At 45.8% G+C, this 25236-nt stretch carries 30 protein-coding genes; 23 read left to right on the top strand and 7 right to left on the bottom strand.

What is annotated here, in order from left to right; translation table 11 throughout:
- Positions 1-46 precede the first annotated feature (46 nt).
- Positions 47-730 (top strand): HAD family hydrolase, encoded by a 684-nt coding sequence (locus IMZ38_RS03995; RefSeq protein WP_193435630.1) that lies wholly within the window; start codon positions 47-49, stop codon positions 728-730.
- Positions 731-771: 41 nt separating this feature from the next.
- Here the strand turns inward: IMZ38_RS03995 and IMZ38_RS03990 are convergent, their stop codons facing one another.
- Together IMZ38_RS03990 and IMZ38_RS03985 are read right to left on the bottom strand one after the other, a co-directional pair.
- The gene (locus IMZ38_RS03990) at positions 772-1941 is read right to left on the bottom strand and encodes a nicotinate phosphoribosyltransferase (RefSeq protein WP_193435629.1); all 1170 of its coding nucleotides are present in this window, start codon (positions 1939-1941) and stop codon (positions 772-774) included.
- A 2-nt stretch (positions 1942-1943) separates the two neighbouring features.
- Positions 1944-2360, bottom strand: a complete 417-nt coding sequence (locus IMZ38_RS03985; RefSeq protein ID WP_193435628.1) for a secondary thiamine-phosphate synthase enzyme YjbQ — start codon at positions 2358-2360, stop codon at positions 1944-1946.
- Positions 2361-2454: 94 nt separating this feature from the next.
- Between IMZ38_RS03985 and hsp20 the strand changes: the two genes are divergently transcribed.
- The 8 genes from hsp20 to IMZ38_RS03945 all read left to right on the top strand — a co-directional run bounded on the left by hsp20 (position 2455) and on the right by IMZ38_RS03945 (position 8185).
- A complete protein-coding gene (hsp20, locus tag IMZ38_RS03980) occupies positions 2455-3009 on the top strand; it encodes an archaeal heat shock protein Hsp20 (RefSeq protein WP_193435627.1) in 555 nt (184 codons plus the stop codon).
- 10 nt (positions 3010-3019) lie between these two features.
- On the top strand, positions 3020-3535 hold the full coding sequence (locus IMZ38_RS03975; protein WP_193435626.1) for a metallophosphoesterase: 516 nt from the start codon (positions 3020-3022) through the stop codon (positions 3533-3535).
- Between the two features lie 31 nt (positions 3536-3566).
- Positions 3567-4442 (top strand): uridine phosphorylase, encoded by an 876-nt coding sequence (udp, locus tag IMZ38_RS03970; protein WP_193435625.1) that lies wholly within the window; start codon positions 3567-3569, stop codon positions 4440-4442.
- 19 nt (positions 4443-4461) lie between these two features.
- Positions 4462-5376, top strand: coding sequence for a carbohydrate kinase family protein (locus tag IMZ38_RS03965; protein WP_264408896.1), 915 nt, complete (start codon positions 4462-4464; stop codon positions 5374-5376).
- Complete coding sequence (locus IMZ38_RS03960) at positions 5369-6232, top strand: hypothetical protein (protein ID WP_193435623.1); 864 nt, start codon at positions 5369-5371, stop codon at positions 6230-6232. Before IMZ38_RS03965 ends, IMZ38_RS03960 begins: the two co-directional genes overlap by 8 nt.
- A 90-nt stretch (positions 6233-6322) precedes the next feature.
- Positions 6323-6610 (top strand): hypothetical protein, encoded by a 288-nt coding sequence (locus IMZ38_RS03955; RefSeq protein WP_193435622.1) that lies wholly within the window; start codon positions 6323-6325, stop codon positions 6608-6610.
- A gap of 99 nt (positions 6611-6709) precedes the next feature.
- Positions 6710-7339: a hypothetical protein gene (locus IMZ38_RS03950; RefSeq protein ID WP_193435621.1), complete on the top strand. Its 630-nt coding sequence runs from the start codon at positions 6710-6712 to the stop codon at positions 7337-7339.
- A gap of 555 nt (positions 7340-7894) precedes the next feature.
- Positions 7895-8185, top strand: coding sequence for a transcriptional regulator (locus IMZ38_RS03945; RefSeq protein WP_193435620.1), 291 nt, complete (start codon positions 7895-7897; stop codon positions 8183-8185).
- On the opposite strand, the gene IMZ38_RS03940 is transcribed toward IMZ38_RS03945, so the two are convergent.
- Entirely contained in the window at positions 8182-8976 is a 795-nt protein-coding gene (locus IMZ38_RS03940) for a bacteriohemerythrin (protein WP_193435619.1), read from the bottom strand. The genes IMZ38_RS03945 and IMZ38_RS03940 overlap by 4 nt on opposite strands.
- Before the next feature lie 126 nt (positions 8977-9102).
- Between IMZ38_RS03940 and IMZ38_RS03935 the strand changes: the two genes are divergently transcribed.
- From IMZ38_RS03935 to IMZ38_RS03920, 4 genes are read left to right on the top strand one after another with little or no spacing between them, the layout of a single operon-like run.
- Positions 9103-9675, top strand: coding sequence for a hypothetical protein (locus IMZ38_RS03935; protein WP_193435618.1), 573 nt, complete (start codon positions 9103-9105; stop codon positions 9673-9675).
- Between the two features lie 56 nt (positions 9676-9731).
- Complete coding sequence (locus tag IMZ38_RS03930) at positions 9732-11147, top strand: hypothetical protein (RefSeq protein WP_193435617.1); 1416 nt, start codon at positions 9732-9734, stop codon at positions 11145-11147.
- A complete protein-coding gene (locus IMZ38_RS03925) occupies positions 11144-12256 on the top strand; it encodes a signal peptidase I (RefSeq protein ID WP_193435616.1) in 1113 nt (370 codons plus the stop codon). The genes IMZ38_RS03930 and IMZ38_RS03925 overlap by 4 nt, the downstream gene beginning before the upstream one ends.
- Positions 12246-12827, top strand: a complete 582-nt coding sequence (locus IMZ38_RS03920) for a hypothetical protein (RefSeq protein ID WP_193435615.1) — start codon at positions 12246-12248, stop codon at positions 12825-12827. Before IMZ38_RS03925 ends, IMZ38_RS03920 begins: the two co-directional genes overlap by 11 nt.
- Here the strand turns inward: IMZ38_RS03920 and IMZ38_RS03915 are convergent.
- Together IMZ38_RS03915 and IMZ38_RS03910 are read right to left on the bottom strand one after the other, a co-directional pair.
- A complete protein-coding gene (locus IMZ38_RS03915) occupies positions 12816-14345 on the bottom strand; it encodes an APC family permease (protein WP_193435614.1) in 1530 nt (509 codons plus the stop codon). The two genes, IMZ38_RS03920 and IMZ38_RS03915, sit on opposite strands and share 12 nt — an antisense overlap.
- 88 nt (positions 14346-14433) lie before the next feature.
- Complete coding sequence (locus IMZ38_RS03910; RefSeq protein WP_193435613.1) at positions 14434-14607, bottom strand: hypothetical protein; 174 nt, start codon at positions 14605-14607, stop codon at positions 14434-14436.
- A 31-nt stretch (positions 14608-14638) separates the two neighbouring features.
- Between IMZ38_RS03910 and IMZ38_RS03905 the strand changes: the two genes are divergently transcribed.
- Positions 14639-15283 carry a hypothetical protein gene (locus IMZ38_RS03905; RefSeq protein ID WP_193435612.1) on the top strand — a complete coding sequence of 215 codons (645 nt, stop codon included), beginning with the start codon at positions 14639-14641 and terminating at the stop codon, positions 15281-15283.
- Here IMZ38_RS03905 and IMZ38_RS03900 read toward each other — a convergent pair.
- On the bottom strand, positions 15245-15616 hold the full coding sequence (locus IMZ38_RS03900) for a hypothetical protein (RefSeq protein ID WP_193435611.1): 372 nt from the start codon (positions 15614-15616) through the stop codon (positions 15245-15247). The two genes, IMZ38_RS03905 and IMZ38_RS03900, sit on opposite strands and share 39 nt — an antisense overlap.
- A 170-nt stretch (positions 15617-15786) precedes the next feature.
- On the opposite strand from IMZ38_RS03900, the gene IMZ38_RS03895 reads away from it, so the two are divergent.
- From IMZ38_RS03895 to IMZ38_RS03860, 8 genes are read left to right on the top strand one after another with little or no spacing between them, the layout of a single operon-like run.
- Positions 15787-16395: an archaellin/type IV pilin N-terminal domain-containing protein gene (locus IMZ38_RS03895; RefSeq protein ID WP_193435610.1), complete on the top strand. Its 609-nt coding sequence runs from the start codon at positions 15787-15789 to the stop codon at positions 16393-16395.
- Positions 16396-16450: 55 nt separating this feature from the next.
- Positions 16451-16729, top strand: a complete 279-nt coding sequence (locus IMZ38_RS03890) for a hypothetical protein (protein ID WP_193435609.1) — start codon at positions 16451-16453, stop codon at positions 16727-16729.
- On the top strand, positions 16722-17639 hold the full coding sequence (locus tag IMZ38_RS03885; RefSeq protein WP_193435608.1) for a hypothetical protein: 918 nt from the start codon (positions 16722-16724) through the stop codon (positions 17637-17639). Before IMZ38_RS03890 ends, IMZ38_RS03885 begins: the two co-directional genes overlap by 8 nt.
- Complete coding sequence (locus tag IMZ38_RS03880; RefSeq protein WP_193435607.1) at positions 17618-18085, top strand: flagellin; 468 nt, start codon at positions 17618-17620, stop codon at positions 18083-18085. Before IMZ38_RS03885 ends, IMZ38_RS03880 begins: the two co-directional genes overlap by 22 nt.
- Before the next feature lie 9 nt (positions 18086-18094).
- Complete coding sequence (locus tag IMZ38_RS03875; protein WP_193435606.1) at positions 18095-18625, top strand: type II secretion system protein; 531 nt, start codon at positions 18095-18097, stop codon at positions 18623-18625.
- Positions 18612-19322 (top strand): ATPase domain-containing protein, encoded by a 711-nt coding sequence (locus IMZ38_RS03870; RefSeq protein WP_193435605.1) that lies wholly within the window; start codon positions 18612-18614, stop codon positions 19320-19322. Before IMZ38_RS03875 ends, IMZ38_RS03870 begins: the two co-directional genes overlap by 14 nt.
- A 9-nt stretch (positions 19323-19331) precedes the next feature.
- The gene (locus IMZ38_RS03865) at positions 19332-21032 is read left to right on the top strand and encodes a type II/IV secretion system ATPase subunit (protein WP_193436833.1); all 1701 of its coding nucleotides are present in this window, start codon (positions 19332-19334) and stop codon (positions 21030-21032) included.
- Complete coding sequence (locus IMZ38_RS03860; protein ID WP_193436832.1) at positions 21033-22745, top strand: type II secretion system F family protein; 1713 nt, start codon at positions 21033-21035, stop codon at positions 22743-22745. It abuts the gene before it with no gap.
- Here IMZ38_RS03860 and IMZ38_RS03855 read toward each other — a convergent pair.
- The gene (locus IMZ38_RS03855) at positions 22738-23655 is read right to left on the bottom strand and encodes a cation diffusion facilitator family transporter (protein WP_193436831.1); all 918 of its coding nucleotides are present in this window, start codon (positions 23653-23655) and stop codon (positions 22738-22740) included. The genes IMZ38_RS03860 and IMZ38_RS03855 overlap by 8 nt on opposite strands.
- 165 nt (positions 23656-23820) lie before the next feature.
- Here IMZ38_RS03855 and IMZ38_RS03850 point away from each other — a divergent pair, with 165 nt between their 5' ends.
- On the top strand, positions 23821-25182 hold the full coding sequence (locus tag IMZ38_RS03850; RefSeq protein ID WP_227410932.1) for an MATE family efflux transporter: 1362 nt from the start codon (positions 23821-23823) through the stop codon (positions 25180-25182).
- Positions 25183-25236 lie beyond the last annotated feature (54 nt).

The following is a 25236-nucleotide window of genomic DNA, read 5'->3' as shown; positions in this document are numbered from 1 at the left end:
ATTCTTAACGTTATCTTAAACTAGTACCTCTGTGAAAGGTGTAATAATGGATCAAATCATCATAGCGCTTGACTATGATGGAGTACTCGTCGACAGCTACAATGGTTTGGAAGAATTCTACCTTGAAGACCTGCCCGCGTTGACAGGGCTTGATAGATCGTTCGGAAGGTATCTTCTATACATGGAATACTTGACGGAGGGATGTGGCCTCTTAAGAATTGACTGGTGGCCGAGCATTATAGAAGTACATGAAGAATTATTCAACCACCTATTGTGGAAATACTGGGAGAGGCGAATCGAAAACTCCGCGATACTACCTGGCGTATTGACAGCTCTAGAGAGGTTTAGGGAAAGAAACTATCGAATAATTCACGTAGGCTTTATGGATGACATACCAGGACTAAAGAAATGGAGGCTGGAAGCAGATGGCCTTGCCCCTTACTTCGACGAAATAATCGTCGTAGGCGAGGATTATCCCTCAAGGCATGAAGCATTAAAATACTTAGAGAAGAAATATGAAAACTCCCTGATCGTTTACGTGGATGATAAACCAGTAAACTTATTCAAGATCAACGTTAAACTGGAGAATAATCCCCGCATCCTCCTCGTTAGGAAAGAGTTCAGGAAGCAATGGAGCTTTCCATGGGATGATCCTGCTGGAAGCTATCCAACTATTAAAAATCTGCTGGAACTCGAAAAGATTTTGGAAATGCCGCGTGAAGTCTCGTAAGAGGCGAGAGGGATCGTGTAGAACTGGGTTTAAAAAGAACTCTAGTAAGTATCCGGGAGCTCTTTCAACTGCTCCAGCACGTAGTCCCTTATTTCAGATATAGCGGGAGGCTTTCCCACAAGCTTTCCATCGATAATATAGGGTTTTAGAAGTGGGTGGTAGCCCGGAGGAACCTCTCCAGGAGAGTCCAGAAGCCTTACTATGTCGTTCAACCCTGGTCTCTTCCTGTAAACCTGCTTAGCACCAGGGAGCTTCCCTCTTTTAGCAACGGGTTTCCAAACCCCGTTCTCGTAAACCTCAACTACATCAGCACTAATATCGATGCTAGGGGGGAATGAAACACTCGTACCTATTCCAAAAGCGTCCACAATATCTCTCAGCTTAACCAGTTCCTCCTCGTCGATGCCTCCGCTGACAACGATCTTAACATTCTTATACCCGTACAGATCCAGTGTCCACCTAACCTCTTCAACAATTTTCCTCATGTTTCCTCTCCTACTTCCCGGCGTGTCAAGCCTAACTCCGTGGAGCCTTTGCCTAAGTGTTTCAGCAGCCATCAAAGCCTCCGTTCTTTCATCATAGAAGGTATCCACCAGCATTATACGGGGAACATTCTCCTCCACGTTTTCGTCGAAAGCCTTCCAAGCTTCTCTTTGATCCCCGAACACAACTATAAGAGCGTGCGGCATCGTCCCAGATGGTGTTAAGCCTAAATACTTCTCGCTAGCAACTCCCGAGACCGCGTCCATCCCACCTATAAACGCCGCCCTGTCAACCATGGGGGCGAGAGCCGGGTGAACTGCTCTCAAGCCGAAGAAAAGCAGTGTCTTATTCATTGCAAGCTTCTTCAGCCTCGCAGCTTTTGTTGAGATGCTCGAATAGTGTCGTAGAATCCCTAGCAAGGCTGTCTCGTAGATGATGAAATCGTCCAGGTATCCCTCGACAATCATTAACGGCTCGCCAGGCTTAAACAGCGTTCCCTCATCCATTGAGTATACATTAACAGGCTTCCCCTCCAGGAGCTTGAGGGCTTCTTCAAGACCCGTGAAAACCGCCCACTCGTAACCTTCGGGGAGGCTCATGGAATGAAACTCCACCCTCACCTTTTTCCGCATATTTCTAGCTCTCAGAATTTTAACCGTCCTCTTGAAGTAAATATCGGTTACCACACCGTTCAACAAATCCTCCTCGGAAGCTACGTAGAACCTCATAACTACTCACCCAGAACAGTTAACACTATTTTCCTCTCACCTCTAGGACCATCCATCTCTAAGAGGAAAATATCTTGCCAAATCCCTTTTAAGATCCTGCAGTCGATGATGGGGAAAACTCTTTCATGCCCGAATAGAGCTGAACCTATGTGAGCGTGAGCATTGTCATCGATCGAATTGTGAAGCCATTTGCTACTTCCCGGTTCAGTTATCTCCTTAACCTTCTCGATTATATCGGAAAGAAGCCCTGGCTCGTTCTCATTAACGATTATGCTAGCCGTGGCGTGTGGAACACTAACTATTAAAATCCCCTGGCAAATCCCCGACTCCTTCACGAATGATTCAACCTCCCTGGTTATGTTGACGAGCTGAAACCTCTCCTTCGTTGAAACCCTTATTACCCTGTTAACGGTTTTCAAAATCCAACACCACTTATACTATTTAATAGCAGGCGAGGCTTAATAACGCAATATTTATAGTTAGCCTAAACAAGAAATACTCAAGGTGGTCTTAGTGGAGGATGACTGGGAATACAGGAGGAGGCGAAGATACTTCTGGTGGGATATTGAAAGAGACATTGAGAGAATGTTCGAAGACATGTTGCGGGAGTTTGAGGAATTATTCAACCCGATGAGGCTGAGAGAGCTGGAGAAGGAGCTGGAGAAACAAGGGATTAAACCATATGTTTACGGGTTTAGAATAACCGTTGGCCCTGATGGGAGACCGGTTGTGGAAGAGTTTGGAAACGTTAGAAGAGTTAAAGGACGACCCATGATAACTGAGGAGAGAGAGCCTTTGGTTGACGTGTTCGAAAGCGGTGACGAGATCACCGTTGTAGCTGAAATCCCCGGTGTTGAGAAAGATAAAATAGAGACCAAGATAAGCGAGGATGGCAAGACGCTGGTTATAAGTGCAAGCGATACTAATAGAAAGTACTATAAAGAGGTTGAACTCCCCTCAGAGGTTGACCCCTCCTCTGCGAAAGCAGTCTACAAGAACGGAGTGTTAGAAATCAAGATGAAAAAGACGAAAAAAGAGAAGAAAGGTTTTAAGATTAGCGTAGAGTAAGGGGTTGTTATTGCTCCTAGGTGTCGTGAGCGACACTCATGACAATATTTTTTCAACTGAAAGAATCGTTAGAGAACTCCTAGACCACGGGGTCAACGCGATCATTCACTTAGGAGATATTGTAAGCCCTTTCACAGTTAAAATGATGAAAAACCTTGTTGGAGATGTGAAAGTGATTGCTGTAAAAGGCAACAATGACGGCGACGTCTACCTCTTGACAACGCTTTTCAGAAATTACGGCTGGTTTTTCAGCCAGGAACCCTTAATCTACGAGATTGATGGTAGAAGGCTCTTCCTACTCCACGGGATGAGTGACGCCTCCTTCACGGTAGAGGTAGCAAGAGCGCTTGCTAAAAGCCTACGCGTTGACGCAGTATTATATGGGCACACGCATCAGCCGCACCAAGAGAATGTTAATGGTGTGGTCCTGTTCAACCCTGGCGAGGGATGCGGGTATTTAACAGGTAAAGTTTCCTATGGAGTAGTTGACACGGCTTCGATGGAAACTAAAATATACTACCTATAGTAAATTATAACATGTGATTTGGGGAGGCTTAATGGTTAAGACTTTGAAGAGTGCGAGTACTCCTGAAACCGAGGAGGGAAGACAGTACCATTTAGAAGTAAAACCAGGCGATGTCAGCAGGTACGTGCTACTACCAGGTGATCCAGGAAGGGTTGAGCTCATAGCCAGCTTCTGGGAGAAAAACTGGAAAGTCTCTCAGCATAGAGAATACGTAACGTACAGCGGCTACTACAAAAACGTGTTCATCACTGCCACCAGCACAGGGATAGGGGGCCCCGCCACCGCCATCGCCGTTGAGGAACTAGCTAGAGTAGGCGCCGACACCTTCATCCGCGTGGGTACAACAGGTGCCTTAATCAAAAACATTGAGGTAGGAGACCTCGTTATCTCAACAGGCGCGGTAAGGCTTGATGGAACAAGTAGACACTACGTGATCCCAGAGTACCCGGCTGTCGCAAGCATAGATGTTACATTGGCTCTTATAGAGGCCGCCGACTCCTTAGGCGTTAAGTATCATGTAGGGTTAACTGCGAGCAGTGACAGCTTCTACGTGGGACAGGAGAGGCCTGGGTTCAAAGGCTACATGCCTCCTTTTCAAAAAGGGCTTATAGAGTTTCTGAGGAGTGTTAACGTTTTAAACTTCGAAATGGAGGCTTCAGTAATATTCACGCTGGCAAACATTTATGGATTGAGAGCCGGGGCTGTCTGCGCTGCGATAGCTAATCGTGAAACAGAGGTTTTTATACCGAACGCTGGAGTTAAGGAAGCTGTGAAAGTTGCAAATGAGGCTGTGAAAATCCTCAGCGAATGGGATGCCGAGCTCCAAAAATCTGGAAGGAAAATTATCACCCCCTCATTAATTACTGAAATTTTGGGAAAGAGGCGCAATGGGTTTGAAAACCAGTGAGAACTATCTTCACGTGAGCGTGGGAAATCTCAACCTTGACATCGTAACATACGTGAGCAAGCCTTTGGAGCCCGATGAGAGCTTGATAGCCGACTCCCTTGAGATTAGGCCAGGGGGCGCAGCTACAAACTACGCTGTAGCCGTTTCCTGGTATGGGCACCGGGCTGTCCTGATCTCATCAGTATCGAACCACGCCCTCTCCATGAGCGCGCTTGAAGCTGTCAGTGAGAAAGGCGTCATAACAACCTTTGCTAAAATAGTTGAGGACGGTCCAGGCATGGTTATAATCATGGTTTACCCTGACGGCAACAGGTCGATGATCAGATATCTCGGCGCAAACCAGTCTCTGACCCCGAGAGACGTGCCGCTGGACTTGCTGAAAGAGGCACACGTGTTGCACGTGGCATCCGTTAACCCTAGCTTAGCCTGCGAGGTAGCGAGCGTGGCTGAGAAATACGTTCCCCTTGTTTCATACGATCCAGGCGGATTCGTAAGCACAGCCCGCTCCAGGGTTTTGAAAACATTGAAGCACGTAGATGTCTTATTCCTCAACAAGCATGAAGCGTTGGTGCTTACCGAGGGTTCTCTCAGTAAGCTGGAAAACCTGAACGTAGAGCTTATCGCGTTAAAACTAGGGAGTAAAGGAGCTGTGGCAATAAATCACGGTAAAGCATGGTACTCTCATGCAGAGCCTGTTGAAAAACCTGCTGATACAACAGGCTCCGGGGACGCTTTCAACGCGCTATTTAATGCGATCTACATTGAAACCGGGAGCGTGGAGAAGGCGTTGAAGTACGCTGTAGCAGCCGGGGCTTTAAAAGCTTCTTGCCGAAGCAGCTTCATATGTGGCGATAAGAGAGTTTTCAGGAAACAGTTAATGAAGACAACGGTTAGGCCGTTATCAGGGAGCATAAGCGATATTGTGAATGAGTAACATGTCCTGTGCTGAACTAGCTAAAACCGTAGGACTCCTGTTGAGTAAAAACGCCTTTTACGGGTACAGAGCGGGGAAATCTAATAGCAAGGTAGTAATGGTTTTAGAAAACCAAGATTTAAAAACAGAGCTCAAATTCTTGAAATCCCATATAGTATTCAACTGCGACCCGGATAACCTTTACCTGACCAGTATTCCAGTTTACTTCGACTCAACGCTATGGGAGGTAATCGACACTCTATCAATGCTTGCCAGCTTCATATCTATTCATAGAATAGGTAAGCTAACAATTATTTACGAGAAGAAAAGCCCTAGAAACATTCAAGTAACGAGAATTTTTAACAAACTGGCATACGCTAGAAGGGTTGATTTTACAACTGTGTCGGATAGACTTAATGCTGCAATTCTCTTAGGAGACTTGCTGGAAACTTCCGAGAAGATAAGGATTATAAAAAGGGATTATTTAAGACGTGAAAACTACGAAGAGTACCAGGTGGAGTTGGAAAAACTCAGCAAGTTGTTGAGGAATGCTGAAAAATTGTTCGGACCCGAATTCACTGAGCTTTTGAAAATTATTGGTGAGACAGTTGAAAAATCTGGAGAGGGATTGTCCGGGGAGGATATTATTAAAGAGATTGTGAGAGAGAAGACTATTTATTCTGGATGGGAAGCAAATACCTTGTTTATAACGCCATCGGATTTAAACATTAACATGGAGCTAGATGTTGTTTCGCAGATTAACGCCGTAATTAATAGGTTGGAGAAGAGTAACATAGAAATATTCGTCTACATTCCCTTCAAGTATTCATTTCTTAGAAGCTATATCACGCTGACCAGCAGATTCATCATTTTCTAACTCGCTCATTGAAAACTTGATCAGCATTGATTCACACATAAAAATGAAAATGTCGAATACTTAAATATTGCCGGAAAGCGGTTGATCCTTATGGAAAAACCCATCAAAATATATCGAAACGAGGATGTCAAAAAGATCGTGGCTTGTATTCCTCAAGGACACTTCCACACAAGATTCATGATAGAGTTAAACGACCAGATAATAGTACTCCAAGAGGCTACTGTTGCGGGATTGGTAAGGGCTTTCGCCCTCACATCTCTACACCCCACGAGACGCTCCATAGTTTTAGTCTCTCAAGCACCCGAAGATCTTAAACAAGGTTTCGCTAAATATCAGTTAATTGAGAGTGGGGAGAAAGCTACATGCGATTTTGATTGAAAAGGATTGTTTCACGATCGTTTCAACGACGCGGAACGCGTATTCATGTAGAAAATTTTTATTTAACAGAAAGAAATATAGATTAAGGTTGATTTGAATTTGACTGGTACTAATAAAATAACAGCTACTACTAGTCTTAAAACATGTTTTGAGCTACTCCCTCTGAATATTCTCAGGCAGAAGCTTGAGGTTACATTGATAGTAACTCTCAACCAGCCTGGTCGTAAGATATATGAATTCGCAGTAAAGGAGTCAGCAAACTATCCGGTTTACGTAGATATTCGCGGCCCTACCTCGAACTGCAACCTAGTCATGATCGGGGAGCAGGTAACTCACGTATACTGCAAGGATATACCTGGTTTCGAAGACACCGTGAAGGAATTAAACCGTATTTTATCTTCGCGAGACTTGTTTGAGGCGAGAGTTTATAAGATAGAACTATACCTTTCCTTAACCGAGCCGGAGCCTCTTGTGAGGCTGGTGCACGCACTCTATCTCTCAACAATAATGTGTAAGTTTGAGGAATCTATCTTCTTCATTCGCGAGCTAGAGAAGAGGTTGCAAGAGGAGTTAACGTCTAAAGCCTTGTTCAAGAAAGACCAAAGCTGCGCGGGCAATTTAAGGAGAGAATTTCGCGAGTTGAAGAAAAAATTTGAAAAAATGCAGTTAGCAGAGTTTCTGGACCAGCTCCAGGCTTTCGCTAAAATATATGCCTCTTGCAAAGCTTAACTCTAGATCCTTGGAAAATCCACTACTGTTTAAATAAGACACGATACTCGGCAAGGCTAACTCAGCGGGTCAGACGATGCTCCCAGTCTTATTCAATACTCAGGACCCAGCCAATCGGAGCTGCTTCCCCGTTGATATCGTTCAAGACCCATGGGCTTGTACGAGAACTATTAACATTTTTTACGGCTCAATACTGCCCGAAATCTTTACTTAATAATTCATTGTTAAAGATAAAAACTGTGTATCAAGTCCTTGAAAACGCATTCAGGGCAAGGCTTCCATATCGTCTTAATTCGTACGAAGCCGTTACGTCGTATCCAGTCCCCGGTGTCTCTAGCGAAAACTAGAGAAGCTTGCACCTTTATCAAGGATTTCACTCAAAATCAAGCCTCTTCAAATATTAGTCACGAGCATTATTCAGAAACAGGGTTCGGGTCCGATGTTTAAGAGGTGACTCATGATTAGGCTTTGCCCCAATAATGGACAGAGGATATAAAAGCCTGAGTTAGATTTTTATATATTCGAATACGATAGAACTCCTGGAGGTTGAAGGTATTGAGTCGTGATCAAATGATAGGATGGTTACTTGTACTATCCTCGTTGATAATTATCATTGTCTACGGATACGTGCTTTTCCTTACAGAGTACAGCTTCATACTCGTCCAGCTAACCCTGATGATCGCTGTAATCGGCGTTTTCGGCATACTGGGATGGATAGGGTACACTCTAGCCACAACGCCTCCGCCTAAACCTATTGAGGAAATTGAGAAAGAGATTGAGGAAGAGTTGAAAAAGCTTGAGCAGGAGGCTAAAGAGGAGAAGACAGGAGAGGCTAAAACGGGTTAAACAGTGCAGTAAACCCCGCATTTTTCAAGAAGAAAGCTTGTGAACTCCTTATCCTCCCTTAACATGTAGTCTAAATAGGTTAGTAGGAACTGGTACTGCTGAATGTACAGATCTACAAACCGGCCTTCATCCACGGTTTGAACAAGCCTCTTAACAATGTTTTCAAACTCTGCATGGCTTTCTTCATGCTCCCTCCTCTTAGCCCGAGGGTAGTTATACTTCGTCATCAACTGCTCTTCAACCCTGAAATGCTCCAGAATAGACTCGTAGGCTGCTTTAATCAAGCCGGGAACCTGGTCCACTCTCCCGTCTAGGATAGCGGTAAAGACCTTTTGGAATTCGGTGAACATTTTCTCATGAGCCTTGTCAAGAACAGGTATCCCGACCTCGTACTTCTTCAACCACTCGATAAAGATAGGTTTAACTCTGTAAACTCGAAGCTCACCCCTGCCTTCTATGCATGCATGAGCAAGAAGCTCGACGTATTTATCAGCGTTTTTTTCAACCCCAAGACACTCAACGTTGACGATCGTTGAAGCCTTCGCCAAAATTAAGCAGTTAACACCTTTCTCATTCCTATAATCTAATAGCAAGTAATCTTCCTCCCGAGCCTTTGAAACCTCCCGTGCCAAATCCCTCAAGGTTTGACCAAGATGCTCCAGTCTTTCAAGCTCAAGCAGGTCTCTTAGCCTGCTTAAGCTTATCTTCTGAGAAGCGTCTCGAAGCATTGGCGAAAAACTCACGCCACAATCATTGCTCAATGAATCGGTGGCTCCTGCTTCTGGTATCAAGACCAACTCCTCATAATTTGTAAATTAATTTTCAAGCTTATAATTCATTATTCAATACACCCTTAGTAATGTCCTCTCGTTTTTAAGGAAACCGCGAGAAATCATGATCCTGAAAAGAGGGAGACTATGCAAGCCGGAAAGTATATACTGGGTTTAACCGTTGCAACGATCTTAGCAAGTATAGTATTCGCCAGCGTATTCGTATACTATCCTGCGAGCGTTCAGGTCTCCCCTACCCCACCACCAGTCATATTTGTCGAAGGAAGCAATAACAATCAGAGAGACTTGTACGGGACAACTATTTCAACCATCATTGATGCAACAGGTACCAGTGCATCAGTCACGCTACACCCCACCTATCAGAGAACATACTACTTGGACGTGTTAAGAATTAAGAACCTGGACTCCCAGGTCTACTACGTGAAAGTGAACATCCACTCGACAATCACTGATGGGAACCTGGCTCGTGCCAAACTACTTCTCTACGACGGGGCAACCAAGGTAGGAGAGGTGGACTTGTTAACAACTCAGCTGCAACCAGGTGGCTGGGTGGTTCTAAACGGCAACGGGGAGCTTAGAATTGACTTTGAATTCATATACGGAACCAACGGAGGTAGCTCAACAACGCCCCCAACCGGAGGCGGGACTATCCTTCTAGAACTAGTATACAGCACTGTAAACACTGAGACGCCGCCGTGAGGTGAATCATCATTGTGGACCAAATCCACTTTTTCGACAAATTTTTTAAAACATCATTGAAAACCCTACTCGTCTTGTTCCTTGCGGCTTCCTGCTTCACAAGCTTGCACGCAGGGGTTTACGTGTTTAACCCTTTGCAAGCACAAATCACTCCTGTTCCACCTCCCGTTATTTTAACAGTTTTAGACAGCCCGCTCGTGCCTTTCAATATCACCAAGAGGTCTAACAACACTATTTACTGGAGCGATTTCGAGCAAACCTCCCCTGATTGGTTGGCAAGAGGGGGTAGCTGGTGGATCTCTGGAAGTGGTCATAAAGGAGGCGGGGTGAGTGGTCAGGATAACAATGGTGGAATAGGAGGAGCGTCACAATATTATTTAAACCTTGCTTTGAGCTCGTACGTGGGGTTCTACGTGGGTGTTAAAATAAGATACGCGGGAACAGGTTGGGCTGGAATAGTCTTGATTAACAATAACCTTAACCGCTTGTATGAGATCTCCATAAACCCTTCTGGCGCTAGCGCAAGACTAAACATTTGGAGCTATAACGTTGAAAGTCTTAATGGGTGGAGTCAATTGGCATCTTCCCCGAACTTCTCCTATACTGACCAATGGTACACATTAATAGTACGCTACCAGTACAGTCCAACCTCCATCGTCATCACCGCGGAAGTCTACTCGGAAAACGGTGTATACTTAACCTCGGTTTCAGCAACAAGCACCAGCAACAGAAGGTTCCCTGCTCAATACGTGGGGTTGGAGATAGATGGGGGGAGCGCTATGTTCGACGACTTCGTCATTTCGAAAAGGAACCCTGCATACCTGAATGTCACAGGACTCTCCCCCAATGCTTCTGCTCGGTTATACGATTCGAATGGAAGCCTCGTAGGGGAGGGGCTGTCAGATGTTAATGGGATAGCGATGCTAAGCGTTGTCAAAGACCTTGTCACGGGAGTGGGCGATGGCGGTGTACTACAGATCTCTTCGAATAATACTTCTTGCTCGGTGAAAACATCTATTCCACTGATAGGTGGCGAGGATTATTTGGTCTCAAGCACTAAGGCTTTCGAGGGATACGCAGATCCTACGTATACAGGTGCTACAGTATTCTTCTACATTAATTCCTCCGACCTGAAACTAAGTGTAATTCAACTGTATTCAATCCTTGCAGAAGAGTTTGAGGTAAGCCTCATCCTAGAATCTATTGAAGCGGTAGGCGAGGCTACATTTAATATCACGCTGGAATCTTCAAGCACGAGTTCATACCCGATAATGGTTGTGAACGGGGAGGTAATATCCCCTCGCACGTCTACCTTGACCCTTCGAGACGGAGGTTTAAAAATAACTGTAAGCGGACTCTTTTTCAGAAGCGTCTACACGGCTAAACTCTCCGTTGAGTACTGTTTTTCGAGTAAATCTGTCTGTGTCTCATATCCTCTTATTCTCTACGGTTTAGGAGGTGGAGAACCGTGAAGGAGAGGATGAGAAGAATTATCCGAATAATATACCTAATTCTAATAGTAAGTTTTAGTATTGGAGCAAGATTCATACCCACTCCGCTAGGTTTTTTCACAGTTTCAGGCTTTTCAATGTATCCCACGCTGAAGCCGGGCGACCTTGTTATCGGGGTGGGATCCTTCATTAGTTCGTATAAGGAGGGAGATGTGGTAATCTATTGTATCGATGTATCAACATGTGTCGTACATAGGCTTATACAGGTGGACGGAACTTACGCTATTACCAGGGGCGATTATAATCCTTCTAACGACCCCCCTATTTCGACCGAGCTTATAAGGTTTAAAGTAATAGGTGCCATACCGTTGCTAATATGGCTTCCATTAATCATGATATCACTCATATTCGTCTTCTTCCCAGTAAGTCCGTGGAAAGGTCTCAAACAAGCCTTTGTACTGGAAACATTCGTGTTCCTTATTTTTCTGCTACTCAATCTTACCTATCTCACTATTTATGTTTTGCAAACCCCTCCGGCTCTGACAAAGTTATCGCTTCCTAGCATGAGCCTTGCAAGATTATTCTCAGAAGCCGGTTACTCGGCATTAACCATAGACTATCACTCAACGGAGTTGAGAATAAAGGGGGTTGAGGAATGTCTTTTAATTTCTCAATCATTAACAATGCAATGCTCCAGCTACTATATCGATAGCGATAAAGTTCTGGTTCATCCGCCCGCCGAGTTTTACGCGCAACTTTACGTTAACAATCTCTCAGCTTTCATGGTTAAGCTAAGACTTTCACTAGACCTGGGATTCCTAATAGGGAAATACCCCTTTGTAATAGACTGGAAGAAGCCCGTTTTATCAGTCATGAATGATAAACTAGTGATTTTTAACCCTAATCCCGTCCCCATTGAAATACTCGGCTACAAGATCAGGAGCAACGTTGAAGGTCTAAGAGTCCAGTATATGGGTGAGGTTAGAGAATTCTCTGCACCTGGCTTCACCCTCCAGCCTTTTGAGACCAGGGAAATCGACCTCGCAGGGATTACAACACAAGGCTATGTTGAAGTAAGATACACCTTCATGAACCAGACCCTTACATGGGTGGGGAGGCTTGACAAGTAATAAGAATAATTTACTGGCCTATCAGTTTATTGCAGGATGCTTTGCAATAGTCTACAGCTTAACCATACTCCTCGTGCTAATAATACCTCTTTACATCCTGGACGGGGTATTAAAGGGCTTCATAGCCTTCTCCTTCTACCAGTTGAAAATAGGTGATACACTGGTCAGAATACCTGAGCTTGAGAAAGCCGTAAGCCTCAGCCTACCGATCACTTTGAACAGTCTTTTCCTACTAGTCCTAGGACTCAATTCAGTTACATACTGGGTCTACAAGAGGCATAATCCATTACTAGCCAGGCTAATGTTCCCGACCTCCTTGGCCTTTATATTCTCCACAACCTTCTTCTATATGACTCACACCGTTTACATAGGGAGAGTGGTTGAATCCCTTATCGGGGAGTGTGTCGAGACAAATTCTGCTGGAATCTTGATCCTTGGGAGAATAAGCATGGAGATATCGCCTCTAGCCAACATCGTACTATCCCCTATTCCACTCTTATTTCTCTCCATTCTCAACGCTGTGGTCGCGACAATGTGGGTTTTACGGACCTATGAAAGGCTACCTCCTTGAAGCATGTAGGACCGAGATTAACAGCAACGTGGAGATAAGCAAGCCCGCGATCACTATTCCTATGAAATCATAGAGGGTTGCCCCCACCCCTGTGCTCACCGTGATCACCAAACCTATAAGAGAGCACAGCAAGCCCGTGATAACGGTGAGAGTGACTTTGTGCCTCCCGTACTTAGAGGCGGTCCCCGCTATAGAAACTATGCCGTAAAGAGCCAGTGAGAACCCTAGAAGCGTGATCATTACCCCGTAGGAGAAGTTAAAAACCCTGAGCAATGCTAAGCGAATGGTCTTAAACTCCCGAGAGATCAATCCCAAGGCAAGTCCGATTAGTGAGCCGACGAAAACTATGTTGTTAGCCCCCGGGTAGACTCCTTTCTCAGCGTCGAACTCGCCTAGGTAGCTTGGGATGAAGCCGTCGCGGGATAAAGCATGAATCGCCCTTAAGGATGAAGCCCATGAAGTCAAAGCCGTGTTGAAAAAGAAGAGGAAGCCTGCGAAGCCAAGCAGTGTAATCAGTAAGGGGTTGCGAAGCGTTAGATAAAATGGGAGGAAAAGCGAAGGCTGCGGTATCATTTCAAGGGTGATAAACCTTTGAAGCAAATCAGGGTTGTTAAAATAGAGGTATGAGTATGCTGCGAGTGATTCGACCCCCGCTGCTTTCACAACACTGCTTGAGAAGAGATAGGTTAGAAGAACCGTGAAATAAGCCGTGAACCCTCCGATTACATAGGCTTTCTCTGGCTCCTTTACCTCGCCCGAGAGAAACGCAGGTATCTCTAAACCCAGGTATGACCAGAAAACTATTAAGGCGTAGTTTAAAGTGGCCGACCTAATATCCGCGGGTAAAAGCGGCTGTAGAAAATGCTGTGCCGCTTCCTCACCGTTAAACACTATTCCCGCAATACTGTGGAACCCCACAATATCATTCTCAACTAATGAAATCGTTGAGAAAGATAGTATTGTGAAGCCGTAGAGGGCGAATAAAACTGTGAGGGGGAGTAGAGTGGTGAAGTATAAAGCCTTTCTAACAGCACCATATCCACCAGTATTGATCATCCAGATTGATGCTACCACAATGACTGAGAAAACCATCATGGAAACCGTTGAGTTTAGAACCAGGCCGAGCCTTGTCAGGAAGCCGTTCCCGGAGTAATATCCGGCGAGATATATTGGTGTGGATAAAAACTCGATGGAAAGAGATGTTAGAAAACCTATGGTGAGAAGCGCGCCGCTGGCAAACATGTAGAAGGCTGTTGATATGAAGGCCATGTAGGGTGAAATTGTCTTAGATATCAAGACGTACGGTCCCCCGATATCCCTCACGTACATTCCTACTTGAATCGTTGTGAGCACTATAGGGAGGAATGCTAGTCCTCCAACAACGTAAGAAATAGCTACGTCGGCACCATACACGCCTTGCCTTCCAATATCCTGCACAGAGTAGATGAGCAGTCCTGATGCGATTGAGTTAGCGATACCCCACAATGCTAGATCATACCATTTGAAAACACGCGCCATCAGACCAGCCCTGAAAAATGTAGAGGTCGATCCGACTATAATATCCTTTGGTTTAAAACATCTCCCATTGAGGATTAATACTAAGGGATTAGATGGCAGTAGCCGCAAGCAAGGAGGTCTCAGCGAAACTATTGCTGTTATAAGACTTAGACAGCATTGTCGACTTCTCCAGGGCTAACAACCAGTTCACCATTATTCTCTGGTTAGCGGAGCAACCTGATCTCGTCTCGGTAGGAGAGGTTGCGAGGGTAGTAGGAGACACCAGGAAGTCAATACTAGACTCTCTGAGAAAATTGGAGAAGAAAGGATTAATCACCAAGTTAGAGAAAAACGGAGAGCTATACGTGGGATTGAGCGACCAGGGGAAGAGTTTTGTAAAGAAGCTTCTAGAGCTCCTCTCACCTATTAGGGACTCTGACGAGGTTTTAGACACGCCTGTTAGGTTGAACATTTCAAAAGAGTTGGTAACGTCGATCAACCTCTACAGGTTAATAGTTCACGCAGGCTTATCGAGGAAGGGTTACTTAATACTGGAAGAAGCCTCTAGGCTCGTAATAGATGGGGGTAGGAATATCAATATTATACTAGAATCCTTCACTAGAAATCCGACCCGGTTTTTCAAGATAGCAAAGCACAAGGGAAAAGACGTATTAATGCTTGACAAGCAGGGGGTAGAAGTCTTAAAGAAGACCCCTCACTACAAAGTCTTCCAGGAAAACCCCATTTACAGGTTATTAGTTGTCTTAACTGGGAGCCCCTGGGCTAGGGAAATTTCGGGCAAGTTGAACACTTTCCTAGGAGTCCTCGTGGCAGGAACCATTACTATGTCAATACTGCTTGAAACTTTCATCCCTCTCGCAATTGGAATAGGGACCTCAGTGCTCATTATAGGGTTAAACCTAGTGTTCGCCAGATTGGGTTTCATCGATGCCGAATAGCCTATCCAATCTTTTCAAAGCCCTCAGCAACCTCTCCCCCATTTTCTCACCATTAACCCTCTTATCAATTTCGAGAGCAAGCAATCTCTCCTCGTTTAAAATGACGAGAAACTTCTTGCCAAGCCTTAAACTGTAAAGAACAAGATAAGCGTGGCCTGGAACCTGGATGTAGAGCTTGTTGAAAATGTTTAAAACTGACTCCTCCAGGCTTGGCGGCCAGTAAGCCAGGATTCCCTCCGAAAAACCTGCTATCAATACGGATTTAACCACAACACCGTCGACCACGGCGCTGAGGCTCTCCCATGCCAACGCCTTCTCCAAAGCCGGCACCAACTTAATCCTTTACGTCAACCTTAAAAACCATGTTCGCTTAATCGGTGAAAAACCTCGTAGATTCGCCGGCTTGCCGATTCCCTGCTTTATGCTTCAGCGTCGCCGGCTGGGCGAATTCTGGGTGAGGGTTTTAAATAACGTTGGGGAGAGATCCCCGTGGTGAAGCCTGTATGGCGAAGAAGGGTATCGTGGGCATTGAGGCCGCGATCGTTCTCATAGCCTTCGTAATAGTCGCGGCCGCACTAGCCTTCGTAGTAATAAACATGGGAATGTACACAACCCAGAAGAGCAAAGAAGTAATGCAGCAAGGATTAAACGAGGCTACAACAGCACTAGAGGTCGATGGGTCAGTATTGGGATACGTTGAAACCGGCCCTGAGGTGACATACATCTACATACCATTGAAGGTTTCACCGGGGCAACTGGCTGTAGACTTCTCGAGCGATAAGATAGACATAGTCATCAACCTCCCAACCGGAGCATACAGTAAGATAAACATGGGCAACGATCCCACGCAAGCAACCGCGCCTGTTGACCTATCCACTCTGCAGCCCTCAGCAACTACTACGCCGGTTGCAGAGATATACATTGTACAGGGAGATGCTGACTATGTGCTGGAACCGGGCGAGAAGTTCATAGTGGTCATCGGACTACCTACAGGTCTAACCCAATACCAGAAGTTCACGGTCGAGATCAGGCCGTTGCAGGGAGCACCGCTAATAGTTGAGAGAACAATACCTCCAACCCTCACAGAGGACGAATTCGTGAACCTAGGGTGATCAGGTTGAATCTAAACCTTTTTTTAACCCCTTACCCTCTTTCCCGGGTGGTTTCATGGCTTCATGTTTTAAGCAAAGTGTTTTGAGGAGGGGTTTGAAAATGGTTTTCATGTGCTCGGCTTGCATGTTTACCGGTTTGCTGAGTGGCTTCATCCTAGCCTCGCAGTGGATAATAACGGTTGTACCTGGTTTAACAGGGATTGGGCTGGCAGTTGCCCTTGGGTTCTCCATTCTTCCAGTGGCAGCCTACATTCTACACGTCATCGTGGATTCCGTTCTCGCGTTAAGGAATCCATCTTACTTTACTGAAAGGGGGCTGGAGGTATGTGCTTGAAGCTCAGACAGCTCTCAACAAGATCTGGCCCTGCGACTGCTGGTTTTGCAGGTTGTTCACGAGGAGAATTCTCTCCCACTACGTTAAAAGTGCGTACGTGTATAGGGTTGAACCCCGTGTCATTCCGGGAGGTGAGACTGAGTTGTCCCAGGAGCTAGATATTGGTAAGGAGTTGAAAGATTTGAAAAACGCGGTCTCAGAGCTTAGGAGCGCCGTGGCTGAGATAAAAGCAGTACTAGCAGATCTAACAGGACCATACAGCTACTATAAGCCTAAGGAGGAGGTGGAGCCAACTCAGCATAGAGCTGAGCAGGTAGCGGTAACCCCGGCTGGGGTTGGCGGAGCACCTGGACCCTCGGCTGAGCCGGGAAGAGCTGAGAAGCCGGTTGAAAAACAGTTAAAGCCTAGTGGGAAGGGTTTTGAGGAGCTTGTAGACATCCTAAGCGAAGCTGGTAGGGTTGTAAGAGAGGAGAGGGAGGCTTTTACAAGTATAAGTCTCAAGCAGACGATCAACCTTATGAAAATGATCTACGAGGTTAGGAAGCTCTATCCTAAAGCAAGTGTTGAAAGAATACTGGACTTGATGGAACAGTTGAGAATAGTGTCGAAGGAGGAGGCAAGCATCTTGAGAACAACGATTAACATTGTTGAGCAATCACTTGAGGAGAACATAACGCCGGAAGAGAACACGCTACTAATGTATATGTTGCTGAAGAATCTCGGGATAAGGGAGGAAGGTGTTGAAGACGAGGTTATGAGGACTGTTTTGAAAACCCTGGCGTTACAGAGGACGAAGAGCCAGCATGCTGTGGAGGCTGAGGAAAATAAGAGCGAGAAGCACCCTAGAAGGGCGAGGAAGGAGGAGTCACCGCAGGGTGTTAGCGATAAATGGGAGAATCAACAACAATAACACACGCGATTTTGACAATCGTCGCAGTGTTAATGGCTTCCCTCTTCGCAGCCGTAGTCATAGGCCAGATTAACACTGTCTTAAACGTAATCTCGAATAGTATTAAGAGCAAATCAGATTCCTATAGGTTGAGCGTAACCATTATACATGGATCACTGGATAGGCAGGCAAGCACCGTATACTTGTATGCTAAAAACACCGGGGATGTAGTATACAGCGATCTCGGAAACATTGACTTCATTGTAACAGATTACTCCGGCAAAACCTTTTACTTCTCAACAAGGGGTGGAACAGTAGAGGTTGTAGAGTACGGGATGCAAAACGGGGTGTTCGAGAAAGGGGAGACAGTACTGTTCCAGATAACGCTGCCGGGATCCTACACGCCTCCGCTAGAGGTGAAGATGGTGCTGTCTAATGGTTATTCGACAGTGTATACTGTTGGATGAGGGTTCCCGATGCCCTCCGAGATCATTATACCGGGTTTCACCGCTATCGTATTACTGCTAATGGTAGCCCTGTCCGTAACGGGGGTCTTAACCACCTCGCTCTCATTAATCGTCAACGCTGTAAGAGAAGCTCAGGAAGACTCGTTAAGAAAGATGAGCAGGGTTTTCATCAAGCAAGCTATCGTCAACTACAGAGACGGGGCTTTGGAGGCTGAGATTCTTGTAGAAAACAGTGGTCCCAACCCTGTTTATAAGCTAGAAGAATGCGATTTAATCATAGAGTACTTCTCTACTGATGGATTGCTTAAATCTATAAGGCTCTCGTATCCTTCCGACTGGCTTGTTGAAAAGGTTTTCCTGGTCGAAAACTACAGTGTAAGCTTCACGGAGCACTCTCTAATAGATCGCGGGGAGTTGGGAGAGATAAGAGTCCTTGCTCACATAAACGATTTAAGTGTTGAAAAGCCTCTCAGAATAGTGTTCACAACGCATTACGGCTCCTCCGACTCTAAATGGGTGTTTGCTAATGCTCAGGGTTAGAATGATCACTACCGGGAATGAAGAGCTCGACACGAAAATGGCTGGGGGGCTACCGTTTCCAGCACTGATAGTTATCGAGGGGGGACATGGTACTGGTAAATCTGTTCTCGTCCAACAGTTTGCTTATGGTTCTTTAAAGAGCGGGTTGAAAGTAACGGTGGTGACCACTGAAACAACCACTATAGGATACGTTAGAGGGATGATTAATGTCGGATTCGACGTTCTCGACGAGTATTTGCGGGGTCAGTTAGTGGTTTACTCGACCCAGATTCCAAGGGTTAAATGGGTTACCTCGACCAGCAAGGACCTGCTCTTCCTAACCCTTAAACACATGGTTTCCAACATTGACAAATACGATGTGTTCGTAATAGATTCTTTCAGCATCCTCGTGAAGGGTTCTAAGAGAGAAGATATTGCAAACTTCCTTACTGTGGTTAAGAAAATTGTTGATAAAGGCAAGCTGATAATTCTGACGATCCATCCAGAAGGGCTCTCGGAGTCGCTGCACGCTGGGCTGAAAGCCATAGCGGACGGCTACATAGAATTAAAAAATGTTGAAATGGGTGGCAGGGCTCTTAAAGTAATGAACATTATAAAACTAAAGGGGGTTCCAACTGTTTTCGAGAACACTATAACTTTCGACGTCGACCCTGCATTCGGTATTAAACTCGTCCCAATGGCTCTTGCGAAAGTCTAGGGTGGGAACATGTCCAGGTTCCAATTGTTAAAGGTAAAGGGCAGGAAGAAGGAAAGGGCGGTTAAGGAGCCTGATTTCGGCGAGAAACCAGCTTACCTTCTAACGTATATGGAGTCTTTTGGAAAACAACATGGGGAGGAACCGAGGTTTGTTGATAGGCCCACTGGAGACATGAAGATGTGGTCCAGGATCAACATAGTGTACCCTGTAGGGGGCGGAGTTTTCATACACGTCACAAACCTGGTTAAAACAGTTACAGGGTACAACCAGTATGTTTCCATCGAGCCCCCGCGGCCCCCGTCCAACGTGTTGAAAGCTATTGAAGAGGCCTTAGCCCTGAAGATTAAGCCGGAGCACGCTTTAGAATCCGCAGAGGAAAGGAAGAAGATCCTGCTGGAGCTTCTTGAAGATGTTTTAGACATAAAGGATAAACCAGTTAACTATGCAACTGTAAAACCAGGCTTCCCCAGAATACCCGTTTACAAAGACGATGCTGATTACGTGAAATATCATTTGATAAGGGATAAAATAGGGGTTGGAATAATAGAACCATTCCTCAGAGACCCTTACCTAGAGGATATAAGCGCTAAGGGTTTAGGAAACATATACGTTGTGCACAAGATATTCGGATCCCTGGAGACAAATGTAGGCTTTCAAAGCGAGGATGAACTAGATGAGTTCATAATTAAACTAGGCGAGAAGATAGGAAAGCCCATATCGAGAGCGCGCCCCGTTGTCGACGCAACCCTGCCTGATGGGAGCAGAATAAACATCGTGTACGGCACGGATGTCAGTCTTTTCGGAAGCAACTTCACTATTCGTAAAGTAGCTAAAACGCCCATTAGCATTACCCAGCTGATAAAGTGGAATACTTTCAACGAGTACGCCGCAGCCTACATGTGGATGATGCTTGCAGAAGGAATGAGCGCTTTCATATGTGGTGAAACCGCGAGCGGTAAGACAACCGCTTTAAACGCGCTCGCCGTCTTCATAAGGCCTAATTACAAGATTGTGTCTATTGAGGATACCGCAGAAGTAGTCCTACCTCACAAGAACTGGGTTAGGGAGCTTACAAGGGACACTGGAAAGCAGGAGAGCAGTGTCACAATGTTCGATCTCCTCAAAGCTGCCCTCCGTCAGCGTCCAAACTACATCATTGTTGGAGAGATCAGGGGCGCCGAGGGCAATATTGCTTTCCAAGCAATGCAGACCGGCCATCCCGTGCTCTCAACATTCCACGCAGCAAACTTGGAGAGGTTGTTGCAGAGGCTGACCAACCCGCCTATAAGCGTCCCGAAGACAAATCTAGATACTTTAAACATTGCCTGGTTCCAGTCATCAGTGTACGATAAGCGGGGAATGCTAGTTCGTAGAATGATCACGATAAACGAGATAATAGGGTACGACCCTAGGTCGGACTCTATAGCAGCCATACCGGTTTTCAACTGGGATCCTACAACAGATGTTCACAGGTTTGCTGGAAGAGGTTCGAGCTACCTGTTAGAGGAGAAGATAGCTGTCATGAGAGGTATTTCGAGAAGAGATATTAAACTAGTTTACGAGGAGCTGGAGTTAAGAGCCAGGTTCCTAAGGCTCTTGGTTGAGAAGAATGTTTTAGACTACAATGATGTTTACAAGGCAGTTATTAAAACATACGAGCTAGGTTTGGAGGAAGCTTATAAGAGGCTTTACAAGGGGGAGTTATTCTAGTTGAGCAAAAGAAAGTTGTTCACCAGCATTAAGGAGAAGCTTTCAGAGTACTTGAGGAGTTTTGTTTTCAAAGCAGTTACTAACAAGTGGTCAACTATCGCCATAGCTATTGCAGACTCTATAGCAGTATACTACATAGTTACAACAATACCCTACTATGTAAACATAATCCTAGGAGGATTTGTCATACTGGGCTCCTTCCTCCTCATCTACTACTTCAATATTCTGAAAAGAATAGGCATAGTCCCTGTTTCAGATGATCTAATATTCATCCTAGTCCATTTAAGATGTTTGGTAACAGGTAATCCTCCTTTAACAACGCTTTTCGGAAAAGTGGGTGAAACACCATTCTATAAGAAGAAGTACTCTGGGATGTTCCATAAGCTGAGAGGCTTGATTAAAAACTGGGGTTACAGCGCTCCCGAAGCCCTCAAGCTTGTTGCGCGGGAGACTCCCTCAAAGGTTGATGAAATGCTTCTCCAGCGGCTCTCAGCCATTGTTGCAACAGGCGGGGATATTAAAGAGTATTTGCGAATAGAGTATAACACGTTGTTCGCAGAATACAAGGCATCCTACAATAGAATGATAGACACGTTAAGAGTTGTTCTCGGAGTTTACACCACGCTCCTAGGTGCATTAACGTTCATGCTTGCAAACCTTATGTTGCTCGGCATGATCTTCGGCAACGTCTCCGAGCTAATCACCACGGGTGTTCTAGGAGTAGGTTTCGCGTTGATAAGTATGGCCCTACTCCTCTACGTGTTCGTGAGAAAACCGTTGTTCGAGTCTAAGCCTAGAAAGAAAACCGGATTCGTAATGCTAATCTCGCTACTAGGTTTAACCGGCTTATTCGTTTTTGCAATAATAGCAGTCTACCTCGTGGTTTCACTGAATATTTTCAATGTTGAATACGTTGCCCTCAGCCTTATGCTGACCGGTGTGTCCCTGCTCCCTGCCGCCATCCTCGTGAAGGTTCATGAGGGAAGAATAACCGAGTACGACATGTTTTTCCCTGCATTCATAAGAAGCTTTGGAGAACACCTTGCTGTTCTCCCAAACATGATCGAATCTCTTAAACCGCTCCTTATAGCTGAATTAGGAAAGCTTAGAAATCTCCTTAAAAGAGTTTACGCAAGGCTTCTAAACAGGGTTGACCCAAGGATTGCCTGGAGCTTGTTCGCGGATGAGTCTTCGAGCGAGATGGTATCAAGAGGTACTCACATCTTCATAGATACTGTTGAAACCGGCGGAGACCTAGGGGAGGCGGGAGCTCTTCTCTCCGACCATGTCAACGAACTGTTCAGGCTCAGGGCGAGCTACGTCCAGGTTTTCAAAACTTTCGAGATAACTCTTTACCTCATGCATTTGATCGTGATAATCCTGCTTATGTTTGTCGGAAGCTTCATAAACATTTTCACCAGCGTTATAGCAAGCTTCGCGGAAAGCATCCCGGGCGAGTATGCTGGGATTATAGGCTTCTTCAACGTCTCCCCTCAGGACGTATCCCTGGTTACAAACCTGATCATGCTTATGATAACGATCGCGGATACCTTAGCCGTTTACTCGGTTAACCCGGGGTCAAAATACGCGATATACTACTACTTATGTATCATGCTGATAATAACAGGTGCAGCCATGTACGCTGGATCTATAATTATCAACGGGCTGATAAGCGGGATCCTGGGACCCACGGGGCTGGGAGGAATTACTTAGGCGCTTTCCTCCCCCCGCTTTTCCTCAGCAAGGGATCAGGGAACATTCTCACATCAACATGGTAGATGAGCTCCGACTCCTTACGGGCAAGCCTGACTATTTTCCTTTTAACAGCGTGAGCCTTGTATATTGGCATCTCCGGATCTAGGAATACGTCAACGCTTACAATGTAGAATGAACCGATCTTCCTAGCCTCCACCGTTTTCAACCTAACCCCGTATAACTCCTTCTCCAAGGCCAGCGTGATCCTGCTCGTTAACTCTGGATCCACGTTGGTACCGCTCAATACTTTAAAGCTATCCTTGAACAGTTCCAGCACGCTGTGGATTATGAAAACCAGCAGGATTATTGTGAACAGTATCTCCAGCGAGTGACTCCTGGTCAAGGCGGTTGCCACCACGCCAACAGTTGCAAAGAACGAGGATAGCGTGTCCATTAACGCATGAGTATAGTCAATCCTTAAAATCTCGAGTCCATATCTCCTGAAATTCCTGCGCTGAATAAGGAACGCTGTAAAGGTTATGAAGCCGCCGGCAATGGTTACGAGCGAGATCCACGGGTCTGTTGTTGATACCTCGTAAGTCACTACCAGGTTGTTAACATAGTCCAGCATGACCCATCCGTAGAAGGCTAGGAGAACAATCATTACGAGAAGGCTTGTGGAAAACTCGACTATCAAAATGCTCCATGGAAATTTTTTACCAACCCTGCTAGCATAGTAGATTGAGAAAAGCATGATAAACTCGACAATAGTGTCGAGAGTCCAGTGGAAGAAGTCTGTTAAGAGAATAACGCTCGAATAAACAGTGAGGGCAAGCCCCTCAATAATCACTCCTGACAAACTGAGAAGGGCTGAAGCGATGAAGGCTTTCCTAGCTTCGATGAGGCGTGTGCTGAGTCCAAAACCCAATGAAACCACCCCCATAGGCAAGCCATAAAAACAGTGCAAGGCTTGCGAGGTTTAATCATGCTTCACAGTTATTTCTAAATAGTGCTTATATATTATATTGCCAGTTACGTATAAGTTTTTCTTTTAAACTAGTCCAGCGATAACTGTGCTAAATGGGATCGGCTGTTGGCGCGAGGAGAGGAAAACCTGGAGATTAAAGCCAGGGATCCGGCTACGGAGGCATACCTGGTCAGGGCTTTGAAAACCACGATACCCTTGGTCCTCGTGGAAACCGTCTCCAGTCTCTACTCACTAGCAGACACCTACTTTGTATCCGGTCTCGGCGAGGAAGCCCTCGCAGGGGTTGGAGTAGCAGGCTATATTCTATGGCTTTACACCGTGGTTTTCGCACTATTCCAAGCTCCTTTAATGATTCTTGTATCCCAATCCATCGGTGCTGGTCTGAGAGAGAAGGCTCGCGGAGTAATCGGCGAGGTTTGCGTGAAAGGGGGCTTTACAATCCTCCTAGTGACAATAGCGTACTATCTAGCATCCCCAGTCTTTCTAGCGGTTCAGTCAGGATTATCGGGCACCGTCTATGATAACGCACTAACATATCTTTTAATACGAGTAGCCGGTCTCCCGGTCTTCTATTTCTCAATGTGTTTCGACACCGCGATAATAGCTACAGCCAGGACTAAGATAACCCTGCTGGTGAACACGCTCGGTTTAACCGCTAACATAATCCTCGACCCCTTGCTCATATACGGCTACCTCGGCTTCCCTAGGCTAGGCATTGCCGGTGCTGCGTACGCTACGGTAATATCCAGTGTTTTCACGATCCCGTTGCAGCTCCACTACCTCGGCAAACTAGGTCTCAAACCCGCTCTACGCAATGGCAACAGCTTTTTCACAAAAATAATCAGCCTTGGAGCCCCGGCATTCCTTGAAAGACTAGTCTTCTCCCTGGGTAACAATGTTTACGCAGGCGTTATCTCTCGAATCAGCCCCCGGGTCATGGCAGCCCATAACATAGGGCTGAGGATTGAAAGCCTCATCTATATGCCAGGCTTCGCGTTCGCTACAACAGCTTCGACGCTTGTAGGGCAGAAGATCGGGGAAGGAAGGGTTGACGAGGCTCATAAAGTAGGGTTTGAAACAATAAAGCTAGGGGCATTGACCATGGGGTTGCTGGGGCTCGTGGTTGCGGCTGGCGGCAGGGTTCTGGTAACCCCTTTCTCGCCTGACGAGGAGATCGCAGGATTAGCGGCCACGTACCTGCTTATCGCAGGGCTTAGCGAGCTCGGGCTCGGTCTCTCAATGGTTGTTGGAGGAGCGATAAGAGGGGCTGGAAACACTAAAATACCCTTCCTAGTCAACACCGCCTCCCTCTACCTGTTCAGAGTGGCTCCTTCAATACTTCTCTCAAAACCCCTGGGCGTGATCGGTCCTTGGCTGGCAATGTTCCTCGACGTGTATGCGAGAGGCATCATCCTCCTCGCTGTTTACAGGAGAATGTTTCATAAGCTAGCTGTAAAGCATGTTTAGGTTTTATATAATTGAATAACGATATCAAACCATGGGCTGAAGACCTTTGACCCA

This window comes from Thermosphaera aggregans, assembly GCF_014962245.1.
Classification (GTDB): Archaea; Thermoproteota; Thermoprotei_A; order Sulfolobales; family Desulfurococcaceae; genus Thermosphaera; species Thermosphaera chiliense.
This window is presented reverse-complemented; position numbering and strand designations above follow the sequence as displayed.